General features: G+C 71.4%; 12 protein-coding genes and 2 pseudogenes. 5 read left to right on the top strand and 9 right to left on the bottom strand.

Annotated features, from left to right (window positions below; translation table 11 throughout):
* Positions 1-57: 57 nt before the first annotated feature.
* The 4 genes and pseudogenes from QQY66_RS16375 to QQY66_RS16360 all read right to left on the bottom strand — a co-directional run bounded on the left by QQY66_RS16375 (position 58) and on the right by QQY66_RS16360 (position 3,607).
* Positions 58-1,041: a glutamate ABC transporter substrate-binding protein gene (locus QQY66_RS16375; protein ID WP_301981088.1), complete on the bottom strand. Its 984-nt coding sequence runs from the start codon at positions 1,039-1,041 to the stop codon at positions 58-60.
* 221 nt (positions 1,042-1,262) lie between these two features.
* A complete protein-coding gene (locus tag QQY66_RS16370) occupies positions 1,263-2,681 on the bottom strand; it encodes a hypothetical protein (RefSeq protein WP_301981086.1) in 1,419 nt (472 codons plus the stop codon).
* Between the two features lie 249 nt (positions 2,682-2,930).
* Positions 2,931-3,243: pseudogene (locus QQY66_RS16365) on the bottom strand (ATPase); the annotation flags it as partial.
* Positions 3,236-3,607 (bottom strand): hypothetical protein, encoded by a 372-nt coding sequence (locus QQY66_RS16360; RefSeq protein WP_367666974.1) that lies wholly within the window; start codon positions 3,605-3,607, stop codon positions 3,236-3,238. The gene QQY66_RS16360 and the pseudogene QQY66_RS16365, both read right to left, overlap by 8 nt.
* Positions 3,608-3,768: 161 nt before the next feature.
* Between QQY66_RS16360 and QQY66_RS16355 the strand changes: the two are divergent.
* Positions 3,769-5,401, top strand: a pseudogene (locus QQY66_RS16355) (IS200/IS605 family accessory protein TnpB-related protein).
* Positions 5,402-5,407: 6 nt separating this feature from the next.
* On the opposite strand, the gene QQY66_RS16350 reads toward QQY66_RS16355, so the two are convergent.
* The gene (locus tag QQY66_RS16350) at positions 5,408-6,619 is read right to left on the bottom strand and encodes an ROK family transcriptional regulator (protein WP_301981085.1); all 1,212 of its coding nucleotides are present in this window, start codon (positions 6,617-6,619) and stop codon (positions 5,408-5,410) included.
* Positions 6,620-6,978: 359 nt separating this feature from the next.
* Here QQY66_RS16350 and QQY66_RS16345 point away from each other — a divergent pair, with 359 nt between their 5' ends.
* A complete protein-coding gene (locus tag QQY66_RS16345) occupies positions 6,979-7,398 on the top strand; it encodes a VOC family protein (RefSeq protein WP_301981084.1) in 420 nt (139 codons plus the stop codon).
* Positions 7,399-7,409: 11 nt separating this feature from the next.
* Here the strand turns inward: QQY66_RS16345 and QQY66_RS16340 are convergent, their stop codons facing one another.
* Positions 7,410-8,510, bottom strand: a complete 1,101-nt coding sequence (locus QQY66_RS16340; protein WP_301981083.1) for a mechanosensitive ion channel family protein — start codon at positions 8,508-8,510, stop codon at positions 7,410-7,412.
* Positions 8,511-8,828: 318 nt separating this feature from the next.
* Between QQY66_RS16340 and QQY66_RS16335 the strand changes: the two genes are divergently transcribed.
* Complete coding sequence (locus QQY66_RS16335; protein WP_301981082.1) at positions 8,829-9,368, top strand: HNH endonuclease; 540 nt, start codon at positions 8,829-8,831, stop codon at positions 9,366-9,368.
* 104 nt (positions 9,369-9,472) lie between these two features.
* Here the strand turns inward: QQY66_RS16335 and QQY66_RS16330 are convergent, their stop codons facing one another.
* The 3 genes from QQY66_RS16330 to QQY66_RS16320 all read right to left on the bottom strand — a co-directional run bounded on the left by QQY66_RS16330 (position 9,473) and on the right by QQY66_RS16320 (position 12,391).
* Positions 9,473-10,822, bottom strand: coding sequence for an FtsX-like permease family protein (locus tag QQY66_RS16330; protein ID WP_301981080.1), 1,350 nt, complete (start codon positions 10,820-10,822; stop codon positions 9,473-9,475).
* Positions 10,823-11,174: 352 nt separating this feature from the next.
* Positions 11,175-11,861, bottom strand: coding sequence for an ABC transporter ATP-binding protein (locus tag QQY66_RS16325; protein ID WP_301981079.1), 687 nt, complete (start codon positions 11,859-11,861; stop codon positions 11,175-11,177).
* The gene (locus QQY66_RS16320) at positions 11,858-12,391 is read right to left on the bottom strand and encodes a PadR family transcriptional regulator (protein WP_301981077.1); all 534 of its coding nucleotides are present in this window, start codon (positions 12,389-12,391) and stop codon (positions 11,858-11,860) included. Before QQY66_RS16320 ends, QQY66_RS16325 begins: the two co-directional genes overlap by 4 nt.
* A gap of 199 nt (positions 12,392-12,590) precedes the next feature.
* Here QQY66_RS16320 and QQY66_RS16315 point away from each other — a divergent pair, with 199 nt between their 5' ends.
* Both QQY66_RS16315 and malQ read left to right on the top strand, forming a co-directional pair.
* A complete protein-coding gene (locus QQY66_RS16315; RefSeq protein WP_301981076.1) occupies positions 12,591-12,866 on the top strand; it encodes a hypothetical protein in 276 nt (91 codons plus the stop codon).
* Between the two features lie 44 nt (positions 12,867-12,910).
* On the top strand, positions 12,911-15,004 hold the full coding sequence (gene malQ / locus QQY66_RS16310) for a 4-alpha-glucanotransferase (RefSeq protein WP_301981075.1): 2,094 nt from the start codon (positions 12,911-12,913) through the stop codon (positions 15,002-15,004).
* Positions 15,005-15,042: the final 38 nt, after the last annotated feature.

Here is a 15,042-nt window from a genome sequence, read left to right as displayed (position 1 = left end):
ACCTCTCGCTGCTCTGTGTTCCTATGTGGTTGACCTGGAGCGGACGTTGACGGTGCTTCAGCTCTTGCGCAGATACTGCGGTGCGGGCGGTTCCGACTCCGTCGAGTCCTCACCCAGTGTGGCCGACAACCACTTGTCGTACGACGCCTGCCAGCCGTTCGCGGTGTCCTTCCGGTAGTCCACGAGGATCTGGTTGACCCGGCGTACCAGATCGTCGGCGTCCTGGTTCATCGCCACGCCGTAGTACTCGGTGGTGAAGGGAGCGCCTTTCAGCTCGACCGTCGGATCCTGCGCGGCCTGGCTGGCGGCGAGCGCGCCGTCGGTCACCACGGCGTCGGCCTCGCCGAGTTGGAGCCGCACCAGGCAGTCGAGCTGGTTGGGGACGGTGGTGGATATGTCGGCGGAGGAGACCAGCTCGTTCGCCTTCTTGTCCTCGTCCAGCTTCGCGTACGCGGTGGAACCCTCGGCCGTGCAGATCCTCTTGTCGGCGAGCGAGTCGTTGTAGCCGGTGATGGTCGAGGACTTGGGGGCCAGGAGCTGCTGGCCGGTCTTGAAGTACGGCGCGGAGAACGCGACGTCCTCGAGGCGGCTGCAGTTGATCGTCATCGTGCGGACGATCATGTCGACGCGGCCTTCCTGGATGGCCGGGATGCGCTGGTTGGTGGGGATGGCCTTGAACTGGACCGCGTCCGGGTCGCCGAGGATGTCCTGGGCGATCCGGTGGACCAGGTCGATGTCAAAGCCCTCCAGCTCGGCCGTACCGGCGCTGTTGGGGTTGCGGTAGCCCCAGCGGTAGCTGTTCTGGTCGACGCCGACGATCAGCTTCCGCTTCTCGCCCTCGCGGGCCTTGATCGCGTCGATGGTGGAGCCGTCGGCGCCGGACGGGGACAGGGTCTGCTTCTCCGGGGCGGTGCACTCCTCGGCCCGCGCCTGGCTGCCCTGGGCGACATCCCGGCCGGCCGGGTCCGCGCCTTCGCCGGTGGACTGGGTCTTCGGCAGCAGCAGCGCGAAGGCCAACGCCAGGGCGCACACGACCGCCATCGCACCGACACCGCCCCAGCCTTTCAGGCCGGCTCGCAAACGTCGCCGGAGCGGCGCGCCTGTGCCGAGAGGACGTGGGGGTCCCCCCGCTCGAGCGAAGCCGAGAGTGGGGGAGCGCGGAGGCCCGAAGGGCTGAGCACGGTCGTCCTCTCGGCACAGGCTTTCAGCGCCGCGGAGGCGGCGAATGGAGAACCTCCGTGCATGCATCGTCACGCCCCCTTTCATCGGTACTCCGACAGCCTGCGCCCGATGCCCAGTACCGCGCCAGCGGCACCGAGTACCGCGAGGACGGCGGCGCCCACCGACAGGCCGGTCATCGCGTCGAGGCCGTCACCGGCGGCCTGCTTGAACTCGGTCTGCTCATGGGCGAGTGCCTTGGCGAGGTTCGCGTCGACGTTGTCGAAGCACTCGCCGGTCGCACCCTTGGTGCCGATCACCTTGTCCAGTGCCTGCTGGTAGTTGCCGTTGTCGTCCTCCGCGCGGGCGGAGGTGTGGCGCTTTTGCCACTCCTCCATGTTGCCCACGGCCGCCGTGACCGGCTGCTCGCCAGAGCGGTCGTCGGCGAGATCCTCGGCTGCGGTCAGGCCCTTGGCGAGGGTCTTCATGTCCTTCTGGAAGGTGTCGTCGAACTTGTCGAGGGTCTTGCCGTCCGGGGTGGTGACCGTCTCGGCGCCGCGGGCGACCAGCGTCAGGTTCTCGTTGCCGCGTGCCTTCAGGGAGGCGATCCGGGCGTCGTTCAGCACGTTCAGCGAGCGGACGCCGTGGTCGTACGAGTCGTTGAGGCCGGCGCGGGCGACGCTGTGGCCGACGACCAGCCAGAGCAGCACCACCGTGGCCGTCGCGGTCGCGGCGACCAGGCCGTGGTTGAGCACGCGGTTGGTGCGCCGGTAGTTGCGGTGCTGGGCCCAGGCCAGCCCGGCGAGCGCGAGGACGCCGAGAGCGATCGCGGCCCAGGGATACGGCGTCGCGTCGTCGTAGTCGTCGCGCAGCCGCTGGTTCTCCTTCGTGTAGAGATCCTCGGCCGCGGGGAGCATCTGGGTCTGCATCTTCTCGTTCGCGTACCGCAGATACGCGCCGCCGACCGGGAAGCCCTGCCGGTTGTACGTCCGGGCGCGCTCGACGAGGCCCTTGTACTCCGGCAGCAGCCGGTTGAGCCGGGCGATGGTCGCCGCGGACGGGGAGTCGGGCTCCGAGTTCGCGGCGGCGTTGACGAGCTTGGCCGCGGCGGTGCGGATGTCCTTCTCGTACCGGTCGCGCGTCGCTGCCGTCTCCTGGCCGCCGGCCAGAAAGCCGCTGGAGGCCGCCGTGTTGGCGTCGGCGAGGGAGCGGTAGATGTCGGCCGCGTCCGAGCTGAGCGGCTGGCTGCTGTGCAGTACGTCGTCGGCCGCGCCCGCCCGCTCGGTCGTCTGCCAGGCCGTCACGGCACCGAAGGCGACGACCAGCAGGGCGAGGACCGCGCCGATGATGCGCAGACGGCCGGGTTCGGTGGTGGCCGCCGCGCGGAGGCGGTCGACGCCCTCGGCGAACGCGGTGCGGCGGGGCGGCTCGGTGGGGTCCGGGGCGGCCGATCCCTGTGGTGCGGGGGGAAGGGATGGGCCGGATGCGCCGGGGCCGCCCGGTTGCGGCGGTAGTGATGGCATCGTGGGCGCGGCGCCCGCTGGTGGCGCCGTGCTGCTTTTCGGCGAGTGTGTCACTGCTGACCTCCCCCATGGTCATCCTTCGCCGCAAGTATCGCTGCCGGGACTGACATTCCGCACCGGCCTTCACTGGATCTTGATCGGATCGCAGCGGTGCAGCCCGGGTTTCGGGCATGACGTGGCGCTCCGCAGCCTCCCTGCCCATGAATACGCCGGGGGAATCGGTTCGGTTCCATCGGGGGGCGGGTGGTGCTATGTCACATACTGAGTACGTACCCGTTCCTGCACCCCGGCCCCCGCCCCCACCCGGTCGAGCCCGAGCAACACCGCGCCCAGCACCGGCCGGGCCCGCACCACCCGGGCCACCGCCTTCGGAGCGCGTTCCGCCAGCAAGTCCCTGATCCGGTCGTCCAGTTGCGCGTGCCCCGCGGCCAGCACCCCGCCCCCCCAGCACCACCGGCGTCTCCTCCTCCAGCAGCCCCAGGCGGGTCAGGGCCACCGTCGCCATCGTCACCACCTCGTCGGCCACCCGGTCCACGATCGCCCGGGCCACCGGGTCAGGTGACCGTCCGGCCCCATGCCTCACCGTTGATCGACCGGTTCAGCCCGGCTTTCTGCCGGACGTTCTTGCCGGAGGCTTCCAGGGTTCCCTTGGCGGACTTGACCATGTTGACGATGGTCAGATCTTCCACCCCGATGACGCCGAACATGTCGGAAATCTCGGTGGTGGTCTTGTGCTGCCAGTCGACCGCTCGGCGCGTGGCTCTTGCGCGGAACAGGGCGATCTGGTCGTACGTGTGGCGCAGGCGGTTGCTGGTGCGTTCGTCGGGCTTGCGGTGGGCGCGCTGGCGTTCCCGCCGCTGTTCCAGCCTCTTGAGCCGCTTGGCCTCACCAGGGGTTTGGAGCTGCTGCCGCTGGAGTGTGCTCAAGCGTGTTCTGGTGGGCAGGAGCGAGTGCCGGTGGTCGGGGCCGTGCGTGCGACATAGGCGAGCCCTTCGTGGGGGAACGGATTTTCTTACGTCGAATGCGTGACCGTTGCTGTCGGGCCTCGTTGGATGCGGTGACGGCGGGCGGGGCAGGGGGTGACGGGGTGGGCGGGCTACGGTCACCGGCTAAGTCGTTCGTCGCGACCGGCCCGAGCGGTGTGGCCGTGCGGACCCGCCTCAAGTGTCTGACGCCGCAGGACGAGAAAGTCCTCGGGCTGGTCGGCGCGCATCTCGGTTCGCTCGCCTCGAAGGACCTCAAGGTCCGCTGCACAGACGGTCTGGAGCATTCCGCGGACACGTGGGCGGTGCGCAAGCGGGAGCTGACCGCGGTGTCCTCGTCGCGGTGGGCAGGCAGCATCACCAAGGCCACACATGATCAGTGGGCACTCGCCCGCCGTTGCCGGTCCGCCCACATCCAGGGCCTGGAAGCGGGCATCGCCACGATCGCGCACCGGTTGTCGCTCCCGATCAGGGAGAAGGGCAACAAGAAGACGCCGGGCGGCTACAGTTCCCGTCAGGAGTGGCATGCCAAGACCCGCCGCCTGCACGTCCTCGAAGACAGGCTGGCCGCCGAGCAAGCCGACCGCGAGGCCGGGATCGTGCATGTGGTGAGAGGCGGCAGGCGCCTGGCCCGCACCCGCCACCACCTCGACACTGCCCAGCTCACCGAGGACCAGTGGCACAGGCAGTGGGAAGCCGAACGCTGGTTCCTCGGCGCCGACGGCGAGTCCGGGAAGCGATACGGCAACGAGACCATCCGCGTCAGCCCTGACGGCGAGGTGAGCATCAGGCTTCCCGCCCCGCTGGCAGATCTGGCGAACGCGAAGCACGGCCGCTATGTGCTCGCCGCCCGTGTGAGCTTCCCGCACCGGGGGCAGGAATGGGCCGACCGCGTCGAGGCGAACCGGGCCGTCGCGTACCGCATTCACCTGGATGTGGCACGCGGGCGCTGGTACCTCACCGCGTCCTGGCAGTACCAGTCGGCGCAGACGATCCCGCTTAAGGCTGCCCTGGCCGAGGGCGTGATCGGCGTGGACACCAACGCCGACCACCTCGCCGCCTGGCGCCTCGATGTGCACGGCAACCCGATCGGCAGGCCGCGCCGGTTCTTCTACGACCTGTCCGGCACCCGCGAGCACCGCGACGCCCAGGTCCGTCACGCCCTCACGCGGTTGCTGAACTGGGCGAAGATCTGTGGCGTCACAGCGATCGCGGTGGAGGACCTGGACTTCCGTGCGGAGAAGACCCGGGCGAAGCACGGCCGCAAGAAACGCTTCCGACAGCTGATCTCCAGCCATGCCCACCGGGAAGCTCCGCGCCCGGCTGACCTCGATGGCCGACCACACGGGCATCGCGATCATCGCCGTGGACCCGGCCTACACATCCAAGTGGGGCGCCCAGCACTGGCAGCGCCCGCTGACCTCGAAGAACCGCACCACAACCCGCCACGACGCAGCCGCCGTGGCGATCGGAAGGCGCGCCCAGGGACACCCAGTCCGGCGACGGACGGCACCGCCCCACGACGACCGGAGTGATCGTCGTGGGCATCGGACCGTCCAGGCCCGACCGGAGGTCCCCGGGCGTGAGGAAACCCGCCCCCGCATTCTCGGACCACGCACCAGATGCGTGCCGCCCGGATGCGGAGCGAACGCGGGAGACCAGAACGCCCAACACCGTTCGGGGCGTTCGGCTGAGCATGCGTCCTGGCAACAGGACTCACTCCCGCTCAGTCTTTAGGAACGGTCAGCGGGAGGTGTCGAAGACCTCGTCGCGGGTGGCTGCCAGCGCGCTCTCCAACGCGCCGCGCAGCACGGGGTGTTCATGCACGTCGCCCACGACGAGCCGGGGCCGGGTCGCGGCCAGCTCCTCCAGCTCGGCCTGGACGAGGGCGCGCAGCACCTCGCCGCCGGAGGCGAGTGAGGCGCCGCTGAGGACGACGAGTTCGGGGTCGAGGACGGAGACGAGGGAGGCGAGACCCGTGGCGAGCCGGGTCGCGTAGGTCTGGAGGAGCAGCCGGTGCAGGACGGTGTCCTCCGCGGCGGCCCGCGCGACGAGGGCGGCGGCGACTTCGGCGTACGGTCCCGAGGGGATGTCGGAGATGCCGATCTCACGCGCGAGGTGGGGGATCGCCTGCGAACCGGCCAGCTCCTGGTAGCCGCCACTGTTGGCTTTGGTTACCTGCCGCACGAGCGGTGCGCCGGGGACCGGCAGGAAACCTACCTCTCCCGCACCGCCGGTCCAGCCGCGGTGCAGCCGGCCGCCGAGGACGAGGGCGGCACCCAGGCCCCCTTCGTTCCACAGCAGCACGAAGTCCTCGTGGCCCCGGGCCGCCCCCAGTCGCTGCTCGGCGACGGCGACGAGGTTGACGTCGTTCTCGTACTCGACCGGCATCGGTAGCGTGGCGGCGAGTTCGTCGAGGAGCGTGGGGGAGTGCCAGCCCGGGAGGTGGGAGGCGTAGCGGAGTCGGCCGGTTCCGGGGTCGAAGGCGCCGGGGGTGCCGATGACGAGCCGGTGGAGATCGGCGCGGGCGAGCCCGGCCGCCTTGACGGCGCCGTCGAGGGCGTCGGTGACCTGCTGGACGACGGGTCCCTTGGGTTGCCTGCCCGGGGTCGGAAGCTCGTACTCGCAGACCGTGCGGCCGGTGATGTCGGCGACGGCGGCGTGGATGCGTTCGGGGGTGACGTCGAGTCCCGCGGCGTACGCGGCGGTCGGGTTGACCGCGTACAGCTGGGCGTTGGGGCCCGGGCGGCCCTCGCTGGTGCCGGTGACGAGGACGAGCCCGGCGGCCTCCAGGCGGGCCAGGAGCTGGGATGCGGTCGGCTTGGAGAGGCCGGTGAGCTTGCCGATCTTCGTGCGGGACAGGGGGCCGTGGGTCAGCAGGAGGTCCAGCGCGGCACGGTCGTTCATGGCGCGCAGGACGCGCGGGGTGCCCGGCGTGCCGGCGGTTCCAGCCATGTGAGTCGACACCTGCCTTTCAGCCGCCCAGCTTTTCAGTGACGGGGGAGGGAAGTCCATCGAGGGCGCTCGACGGAGTCCCGACCGATCACTGTTAGGAAAGTTTCCTATCGCGGTGCTCAGGAAGGTAAGCCCGGCGTGAAGGGGGCGTCAAGAGAGATCGGCGCAACCGCTCCTGACAGGATGGCGTGACCCCAACAGAACGTGACCCCAACAGACGTGACCACAACAGAAGGAGGGGCGGCGCATGGCCGTGCTCGTGCGCTTTCTGGGGCGCAGCACCAGCGGGAGCGGGAAATCGGGCTCCGGCTCCAGCGACGACTAGTCCATAGCGAACCCCGGCCAAGTCAGGAGAAACCATGAAGCCGAAAACCGTCGTCCTCTCGCTTCCGGTCGCCGACCTGGACGCGGCCCTGCGCTTCTACCGGGACGGACTGGGTCTGTCCGCGGCAGCCGTGGACGAAGGCGCCGTCCTCTTCGAGCTGCCGAACCTGTCGCTCTTCCTGATCGAGCGCGAGGAGTACGCGACGTACACCGACCGTGCCGGCGTCGCCACTCCCGACGCTGCCGTGGCGGGCGCGTGCGTCATCTCCTGTGCCATCGGCAGCAAGGCAGAGGTCGACGACATCCTCGCCCGAGCCGCGGCGGCGGGCGGGTCGGTCCCCAAGAGCGCGGGCACCTATGACGGGTCCTACATGGGGTACTTCACCGACACCGACGGGCACCTGTGGGAACTGGTGTCCAACCCCCAGACCCAGTCGGCCGCGGCACCGGAGTAGTCCCGCAGCGCCTACTTCGTGGCGCTCGGCGGAGTCAGCGGTGAGGCCGCCGAAGCCTGCGGGGACGACGTGTTCGAGAAGACCGACGGGGCCGACATGCCCGCGGTCGGGTCGGCGGGCGACTCGTCGTCCGGCTGGAGCGGGAGGCCGCCGACGATGCGGATGCCCTCGGCGTCGAAGGCGCGCTTGATGCGCCAGCGGAGTTCGCGTTCGACGGTGAGGGACTTGCCGGGCATGGTCTTGGCGGAGACACGGACGACCATGGAGTCCAGCAGGACGCTGTCCAGGCCCAGGATCTCGACCGGGCCCCAGAGCATCTCGTTCCAGGGGTCTTCCTTGCTCATGTCCTCGCCGACCTGGGTGAGGACGGCCTTGACCCGGTCCAGGTCCTCCGACGGGCGGACGGTGACGTCGACACCGGCCGTGGCCCAGCCCTGGGACAGGTTGCCGATGCGCTTGACCTCGCCGTTGCGGACGTACCAGATCTCGCCGTTGTCGCCGCGCAGCTTGGTGACGCGCAGGCCGACCTCGATGACCTCGCCGGAGGCGACGCCCGCGTCGACGGTGTCGCCGACGCCGTACTGGTCCTCGAGGATCATGAAGACGCCGGAGAGGAAGTCCGTGACGAGGTTGCGGGCGCCGAAACCGATCGCGACGCCCGCGACACCGGCGGAGGCCAGCAGCGGGGCGAGGTTGATCTCGAAGGTGGAGAGGACCATCAGGCCCGCGGTGCCCATGATCAGGAAGCTGGCCACCGAGCGGAGCACCGAGCCGATCGCGTGGGAGCGCTGGCGGCGGCGCTCCACATTGACCAGCAGACCGCCCAGCGCCGTGCCGTCGACCGCCTGGGCCGTCCGGTTCATGCGCTCGATCAGCTTGGTGATCGCCCGGCGCACCGCCACTCTCAGCACCGCCGCGATCACCAGGATCAGCAGGACTCTGAGGCCGATCGCCAGCCAGGTGGACCAGTTCTGCTGGACCCAGCCCGCGGCGTTGGTCGCGCTCTCATGGGCGTCCTGGAGCGAGGGGACCGCCGGGGGCGTCGTCTGTGAGGGAGACGGCGACGGCGACGGCGACGAACCGGCGGCCAAGAGGACGGCGGACAGGGACACGGCAGGTACCTCCAGGTGCAGCGGTCCGCCCGCCGACAGGCAGTAAAGATCACAAGATGGTCACCGGACGGGCAGGCTCACCACACTATCGGGGCATTGTGTGTGGATCGTTGCGGAGTTCGAGGGAGGAGAGGCGCTCCGCCGGGGATGAACTGGTGGGATGAACCGCCCGTGATCCTGGGGATGAATCAAGATGTGGTCGAAAACACTCCCAGCCCGTTACCGGGACATGGTGGCGCTTCCACCAGGCATGAGGGGAGACTGACTACAGATCGTCCCGGCGCGAGCCACGCGCCGCCGACGCACAAGGAGGCATCCGTGCCGCATGTCCTGGTCCTGAACGCGTCGTACGAGCCGCTCGGCGTCGTACCGCTCCGCCGCGCGCTCGTCCTCGTCCTCGAGAACAAGGCCGTATGCCTCGAGGAGTCCGGCGCCTTTATGCACAGCGCAACTGTCACAGTCCCCGCACCAAGCGTGGTCCGGCTCAAGCGATTCGTCCGGGTTCCCTATCGGGGGCCCGTTCCTCTTACCCGGCGGGCGCTCTTCGCGCGCGACGGGGGCCGGTGCATGTACTGCGGTGGCGTCGCAACCAGCGTCGACCACGTCGTCCCGCGCAGCCGCGGGGGCAAGCACGTCTGGGACAACGTGGTGGCGTCCTGCCGTCGCTGCAACCATGTGAAAGCCGACCGGCATCTCTTCGAGATCGGCTGGCGGCTGCGCCACAAACCCGCTCCGCCCTCCGGCCTGGCCTGGCGCATCATCGGGACCGGCCATAGGGATCCGCGCTGGCTGCCGTACTTGCAGCCCTACGGCGCGGACGACGCTCTGGCCCGGATCGACGGCGCTATTTCCGCCTGACGATCCGGGCTTTCGCATTGCCCCGGCCGGTTCCCGCACGGCCGGGCGTATGGCACGCCTTCCGCCGGTCCCGAGGGTCCCCCGTGCCCCCGGGACCGGAAGCGTCACGTGTAGCGCAGCTCCCCGGGGTGCGCCGAGCGGCGCAGCAGGGGCAGCGAGGTGGCCGCCGCCACCAGGCAGGTCGCGTACACCGCGAGCGGGACGAGCAGGGCCGCGAACGAGGACGGGGCGAGCACGTCACCGACGAGCCCGGCGTATCCGACGCCGATCGCCAGGCCGCCGAACCCCGCCAGGAGCAGCGCGGGCGCGAGCGGCAGCGCCGTCTCCAGGAGCAGCGCCCGGCCGAGCACCGCCCGCGGCACCCCGGCGGCGGTCTGTGCGGCCAGGCCCCGGCGCCGGGTGGCCAGTGACTCGGCGGTGCCGACGGCGAGCGCGCACAGCGTGATCGCGAGGGCGACGAGGATCGCGGCGGCCGTGAGGTTCAGGCCCGTCTCGTAGAAGGACATGTTCTCGGCCGGGTACTTCATGCTGTGCAGCTGGGCGAGCAGCCCCTGCCGGACGCCCACGAAGCCCGTGCCCACGATCGTCACCAGCAGCACTGCCGCATGCGTACGGGCCGCCGCCCACGGGTCGTCGCGCAGCCGCTCCGCCGCGATCAGCACGGCCGGGCTTTCGGTGCGGGCGGCGAGGTACCGGCCGGTCAGCCGGGCCGTGAACCCCGAGAGCCACACCGAGACCACGCCGACCAGCACCACCGCGGCGCAGACCGTCAGCGGAGGCATCGCGAAGGCGATGAGGGGATTGTCCCGGTACGACGTGAGGGCCGTCAGCAGCACCAGGACGGCGAACGTCGGCACGACCACCGCGAGCGCGAGCCCTGGCCGGCTCGTCGTCCGCACCCGGCGCACCCACCCCAGCGGCGAGGTGATCACCCGGCGCAGCGCCAGCGCGCTCACCAGCGCACCGAGTACCGGCACGGCGACGGCGACCAGCACGAACCCGGCCCAGGCGATGCCCGGCGGCTCTTCCCACTCCCCGAGTACGAACACCACGGAGGCGAGTACGGCGATCACCGCCCCCACCAGACAGGCCAGCCCGGCCTCCAGCGCGGCGATCCGCCGCACCTGTGCCGGCGCGGCCCCCGCGAGCCGCAGCGCGGCCAGCCGCCGGTCGCGGTGCACGGCACCGACCCGGGCGCACTGCCCGAGGAACCCGAGCACGGGGATCAGCAGGAGCACCAGCGCGAAGACCACGCCCGTCCGCTCGCCGGGCTGATTCAGCAGCCCGTTGCCGAACGACACGGAGTACTGCCCCTCGATCGACGCGATTGCCACGGCCGCCAGCCCGAACCCGGTGGCAAGCCCCGCCCCCACCGCCGTCAGCGCCGCCCGCCACCACTCCCGCCGGTTCGAACCTCGGGTCAGCAGCCAGGCCAGCCGCAGGTCGGCGTTCATGCGGGCACCTCCAGTGGTGTGAGGGGCCGGCGGTCCGCGTGCGCCGGGATCAGGGGGTCATGGACGCTCCGCAGGCAGGACGTCATGCGGTCGTCTCCAGTGGCGTCGCGGCCTCGTCGCTCGGCCGTACCCGGTGGGTTCGCGTGTGTCGGGGCGGTCTGCAGGTGGGACGTCATGCGGTCGTCTCCAGTGGCGTCGCGGCCTCGTCGCTCGGCCGTACCCGGTGGGTTCGCGTGTGTCGGGATGGTCTGCAGGTGGGACGTCATGCGGTCGTCTCCAGTGGCGTCGCGGCCTCGTCGCTCGGCCGTACCCGGTGGGTTCGCGTGTGTCGGGATGGTCCGCAGGTGGGACGTCATGCCGTCACCTCCAGCGGGCTCACGGTTCCGTCGCTCAGCCGTACCTCGCGGTCCGCGTACGCCGCTGTCTGTGCGTCGTGGGTGATCAGCAGGACGGCCGTGCCGGACTCGCGGGCCGTGTGGGTCAGGGCTGTCATCACCTGCTCGCTCGCGAGGGAGTCCAGCGCGCCGGTCGGCTCGTCCGCGAAGACCACCTTCGGGCCGGTGACCAGGGCCCGGGCCAGCGCCGCCCGCTGTGCCTGCCCGCCGCTCATCTCGCCGGGCCGAAGTCCCTCCTGCCCGCGCACCCCGAACCGCTCCAGCCACTCGCCGGCCCGCTCCTGGGCGTCCTTGCGGGCGGTCCCGCCCAGCATCAGCGGCAGGGCCACGTTGTCGAGCGCGGTCAGCTCCGGGATGAGCTGCCCGAACTGGAAGACCACGCCGAAGTCGGTACGGCGCAGCTCGCTCAGTCGCTTCTCGGGGAGTGCGTCCAGCCGCTCTCCGTCATACGTCACCACGCCCTCGTCCGGGCGGACCAGTCCCGCCAGACAGTGCAGCAGCGTCGACTTCCCGCTGCCGCTGGCGCCGGTCACGGCGAGGATCTCGCCGGCGTGCAACGCGACCGAGGCGCCGCGCAGGGCCGGTGTGCTGCCGTGCGCCTTCGCCAGGTCATGGGCCGCCAGGAGCGGCACTGGGTTGCTCATGCTGTGTCGACCTCCGCGGTCAGGGTGGTGAGCCGGGCCGCCGTCGTGGTCATCCAACGGAGGTCGGCGTCAAGGTGGTTGAGGGCGTAGTCGGCCGAGAGCATGGTCGCGAGATCGGCGCCCGGTGCGGTCTTGACCGCCGTGAGCTCACGCATCCGCTCCATGTGCGCGGCGCGTTGGGCGCGCAGATAGGCTTCCGGGTCGCCGCCGGACAGGATCGCGACGACGACCTTGGCGAAGATCTCGTTCGTCACGAAGGGCGCGGGCGGGGTGATCTCGCCCGCCCACTTGGCGAGTTCACGCGCACCGTCGTCCGTCGAGCGGTACGTCGTGCGCTCCGGACCGCCGTCCGAGTCGGTGCCGTCGACCTCGGCGAGGCCGTCGCGGACCAGGCGCTGGAGGGTCGTATAGACCTGCCCGTAAGCGAGCGGACGGGCCTGCGGGAAGCGTTCGTCGTGGCGTCGCTTGAGGTCGTAGCCGTGGCTCGGGCCCGTCGCGAGCAGCCCCAGGAGGATGTGGCGGGTGCTCATGGGGATCAGTATGCACTCGCTACATGTACTGAGTGAATAGTGATCTATGAATTAGGGGGTACGAGTTCTGCGGTCGCACGGGGTGGTGTGTGACGAGGCGCACGTCGTCCGGCCGCGGACGTCTGGGCTCGCGTCCGCTGGGTAGGGCTGCGGTAACCCGTACGAAGCCTTACCCGCCGTACTCGACAAGGAGGCCCCCGTGGCCGCATCGGCACATCTTCTGCTCTCGGCCCTCTCCAAACAGGAGGCGGAGCCGTCCGCCGCATCCGATCTGCATCTGTGCGTCTTCAGCGCGGAGGGCGCCTGCGCCGAGGCCCCGCTGACCAGCGAACCCCCGCTGCCGGACGCGGAGCCCCTCACCAGCGAGCCGCCGCTCGCCGACGCCGCCCCGCTGACCAGCGAGTCCGACGCCTACCCGGACACGCCGGCCGGCGAGCTCGATGCCTACTCGGACACCTTCCGCCCGGAGTGGTAGATGTCCACCCGGACACTTCGGACCCTTCCCGCGCGGAGCCGTAGATGACAGCACCCCGGTCGGCCGCGGCCCCCGACGAGGACCTCTCCCGGCTCGCCGAGCTGCACGGCGTCGCCACGTCCTACAGCCCGTCGCCCGACCGCACCGTCGCCGCGTCGGCCGCCGCGCTCACCCGGGCGCTGGCCGCGCTCGGTGTCGATGCGAGCACCCCCGGTTCCGTCCGCGCCGCGCTCGCCGCCCGGGAACGGGAGCTGAGCGAACGGCTGCTGCCGCCGACGGTGGTGTGCTGGAGCGGCAGTGCGCCCGCCGCGCTGGCCGCCCTCCCGGCGGGCACCCGGCTGCGGATCGAGACCGAGCAGGGCGAGACCCGCGCCGCCCCCGAGCAACTCCCGCCCGGAGTCCACCGGTTGACCGCGACCGCCCCCGACGGCCGCACCGCCCGCGTCCACCTGGTCGTCGCCCCGCCCCGGCTGCCCACGCCGCCCGGACGCTCGTACGGCCTCCTCGTCCAGCTCTACTCCCTGCTCTCCCGGCGCTCCTGGGGCATGGGCGACCTCGGTGACCTCGCCGAGCTGGCCGCCTGGGCCGGGCGGGCGCTCGGCGCCGGATTCGTGCAGGTCAACCCGCTGCATGCGGCCGTGCCCGGCACGCCCACCGACCCGTCCCCCTACCGGCCCTCCTCACGCCGCTTCCCCGACCCGGTGCATCTGCGGGTCGAGGACATCCCCGAGTTCGGTTACGTGGACGGGCGGGAACGGGTGCGGGGGCTGCTGGAGCGGGCGGCGCGGCTGCGGGAATCGGTGCTGGAGAAGGGGGAGTTGATCGACCGGGACGCGGTGTGGGAGCTGAAGCGGGAGGCGCTGGAGCTGGTGCGGGAGGTGCCGCTCGGGCCGGGGCGGCGGGCCGCGTACGCCGACTTCCTCGCCGAGCAGGGCGAGGCACTGGAGGACCACGCCACCTGGTACGCGCTGGCCGAGGTGCACGGCCCGGACTGGCGCGGCTGGCCGACTGGTCTGCGTGACCCCCGCTCGGCGGAAACCGCCCGCGCCCGGGGCGAGTTGATGGACCGCGTCGACTTCCACTGCCGGCTCGCCTGGCTCACCGACGCCCAGCTCACCGCCGCGCAGCGTGCCGCGCGGGAGGCGGGCATGCCGGTCGGGATCGTGCACGATCTGGCGGTCGGGGTGCACCCGGAGGGTGCGGACGCCTGGGCCCAGCAGCGGTACTTCGCGGCCGGGATGTCGGCCGGCGCACCACCCGACGCCTTCAACGCCCGCGGCCAGGACTGGGGGTTGCCGCCCTGGCGGCCGGACCGGCTCGCCGAGTCGGGGTACGCCCCCTTCCGCATGCTGCTGAAGGCCCTGTTCCGCTACGCCGGCGCCCTGCGCATCGACCACGTCATGGGCCTGTTCCGGCTCTGGTGGGTGCCGGAAGGGCTGCCGCCGACGGAGGGCACCTACGTCCGTTACGACGCCGAGGCCATGCTGGCGATCCTGGTGCTGGAGGCGTCCCGCGCCGGGGCCGTGGTGATCGGCGAGGACCTGGGCACCGTAGAGCCCGGGGTGCGCGAGACGCTGCGCGAGCGCGGGGTGCTCGGCACCTCGGTCCTGTGGTTCGAACGGGACTGGGAGGGCGACGGCCGCCCCCTGCCCCCCGACCAGTGGCGCGCCGACTGCCTCGCCACCGCCACCACCCACGACCTGCCCCCGACCGCCGCCCGCCTCACCGGCGACCATGTCGAACTCCGCGACCGCCTCGGCCTGTTGACGCGCCCCCTCGACGAGGAGCGGGCGGAGGCCGCCGCCGACACGGGGGAGTGGCTGACGCTGCTCGCCCGGCTGGGTCTGCTGCGGGGGACCAGCGGAGGCCTCGGCACGTCCGCCGAGGAGGCCGAGGTCCAGGCCGTCCACCGCTATCTGCTCCGCACCCCGGCCCGCATGATCGGCATCTGGCTGCCGGACGGGGTGGGCGACCGGCGTCCGCAGAACCTGCCGGGTACGTGGGACCAGTACCCGAACTGGCGGCTTCCGGTGGCCGACGCGGAGGGCAGGCCGATGACGCTGGAGGAGCTGGCCGGGTCGGCGCGGCTGCATGCGCTGGTGGAGGTGGTACGGGCGTCCGGTGGCCGGCATGCGTGAGCGTGGGTGGTGCGTGGTCCGGTGGCGCGTGGTCCGCC

The sequence above is a fragment of the Streptomyces sp. DG2A-72 genome (assembly GCF_030499575.1).
Taxonomy (GTDB): domain Bacteria; phylum Actinomycetota; class Actinomycetes; order Streptomycetales; family Streptomycetaceae; genus Streptomyces.
This window is presented reverse-complemented; position numbering and strand designations above follow the sequence as displayed.

What these genes read in the sequence shown, in the direction of transcription:
- QQY66_RS16375 (WP_301981088.1), bottom strand. Translation starts at nt 1,041, where the DNA reads ATGGCGGTCGTGTGCGCCCTGGCGTTGGCCTTCGCGCTGCTGCTGCCG.
- QQY66_RS16370 (WP_301981086.1), bottom strand. Translation starts at nt 2,681, where the DNA reads ATGCCATCACTACCGCCGCAACCGGGCGGCCCCGGCGCATCCGGCCCA.
- QQY66_RS16350 (WP_301981085.1), bottom strand. Translation starts at nt 6,619, where the DNA reads ATGGCTGGAACCGCCGGCACGCCGGGCACCCCGCGCGTCCTGCGCGCC.
- QQY66_RS16345 (WP_301981084.1), top strand. Translation starts at nt 6,979, where the DNA reads ATGAAGCCGAAAACCGTCGTCCTCTCGCTTCCGGTCGCCGACCTGGAC.
- QQY66_RS16330 (WP_301981080.1), bottom strand. Translation starts at nt 10,822, where the DNA reads ATGAACGCCGACCTGCGGCTGGCCTGGCTGCTGACCCGAGGTTCGAAC.
- QQY66_RS16325 (WP_301981079.1), bottom strand. Translation starts at nt 11,861, where the DNA reads ATGAGCAACCCAGTGCCGCTCCTGGCGGCCCATGACCTGGCGAAGGCG.
- QQY66_RS16320 (WP_301981077.1), bottom strand. Translation starts at nt 12,391, where the DNA reads ATGAGCACCCGCCACATCCTCCTGGGGCTGCTCGCGACGGGCCCGAGC.
- malQ (WP_301981075.1), top strand. Translation starts at nt 12,911, where the DNA reads ATGACAGCACCCCGGTCGGCCGCGGCCCCCGACGAGGACCTCTCCCGG.